The organism is Pseudomonas sp. PDM26 (assembly GCF_019219185.1).
In the GTDB taxonomy this organism is placed as follows: Bacteria; Pseudomonadota; Gammaproteobacteria; order Pseudomonadales; family Pseudomonadaceae; genus Aquipseudomonas.
This window is the reverse complement of sequence record NZ_JAHUWC010000032.1, coordinates 1-1367: the sequence shown is the minus strand read 5'-3', so window position 1 is coordinate 1367 and position 1367 is coordinate 1. Positions and strand designations below refer to the sequence as shown.

General features: G+C 57.7%; 1 protein-coding gene. It reads right to left on the bottom strand.

What is annotated here, in order from left to right; translation table 11 throughout:
• Positions 1-261: 261 nt before the first annotated feature.
• Positions 262-1287, bottom strand: coding sequence for an IS110 family transposase (locus KW849_RS30925; protein ID WP_218433891.1), 1026 nt, complete (start codon positions 1285-1287; stop codon positions 262-264).
• Positions 1288-1367: the final 80 nt, after the last annotated feature.

The window sequence follows — 1367 nt, the reverse complement described above, 5'->3', positions numbered from 1 at the left end:
AAAAATCTATGGTCACCCCCATTTTTGCAATACTGATTAATGGGTGAAGTGGTTGGCTTGCTTAAATCTATCCGGCGTCTATCTGGGGCATGCCCCGCGCCACGATGAGAGTCGCGCCTGACGTTCCTGAAAAATGCCGCGGCTTCTGAAGCCGATTTTTATGTCAGGTTCTTCGTCAGGCCGGTGGGCCGTTCACGTCATCCGTTGTTCAGCTATCGCAAAACCTGAAGGGTGATTCGTGGTGCTGCAACAACTGCAGGGTCAGGCGTTCAGCGCGTCTGGCCCTGCTTCATACTGCGTATGGTGGGCGGCTAGCGCCCAGGCGATCCGCGCCAGCTTGTTAGCCAAGGCGCAGGCCACCACATTCGAGTGCCGTCGCCCAAGCAATGAGCGCACCCAGTCAGCCAGAGCCCCTTTTTGGTGTTCCAGCCTCTGCATATAGACCCGGGCGCATTGGACCAACAGTCGCCTGAGGTTCTTGTCGCCGCGCTTGCTGATGCCGAGCAAATTGGCTCGACCACCCGTGCTGTACTGCCTGGGCACCAGCCCCACAGAGGCGGCGAAATCACGGCTGCATTTGTACTGTTGGCCATCACCCATTTCGACCGCCAACAGGCTGGCGGTGATCGGCCCGACGCACGGCACGCTGAGCAAACGACTGCCCAGATCATCGTCGGCCAGTTGGCTGGCCAGCTCTTTATCCAACGCCTTGATCTGTTCGTCCAGGTAACCAAAGTGGTCATGCAGTCGCTGCAACAGCACCGTCAACCGAACGGGCAACTCGTGCTCAGCCAAAACATTCGCCAAGCGCTTCATGATCACCAGCCCCTTGGGCAGACTGATGCCGAACTCCAGCAGAAAGCCATGCATTTGATTAGCGGCTTTGGTGCGGTCACGCACCAACGACTCGCGCAGGCGATGCAGAACGGCAAGAGTCTGCTGCGCCTCGGTTTTAGGTGTGACAAAGCGCATCGACGGACGTGAAGCCGCCTCGCAAATGGCTTCGGCATCAACGAAATCATTTTTGTTGCCCTTGACGAAGGGCCGGACGAATTGCGGGGAAATCAGCTTGGCCTGATGCCCCATGGCGATCAACTCACGGGCAACGAAATGCGCGCCGGCGCAGGCTTCCATCACCACGCTGCAGGCCGGCAGATTGCCAAAGAGCTGCATCATCTGTGGACGCGAGCACTTCTTGCGAAACACCTCTCGACCCGTTTTGTCCTGACCGTGCAGGTGGAAACAGTGTTTGCCGAGATCGATACCGATCAACGCTGACTCGCTCATGATGATGGCCTCCGAAAACAAAACACCCTGCGAAAGCGTAGCCCTCGCAGGGTGTGGGGGTGACCATCTCATTAATGCCC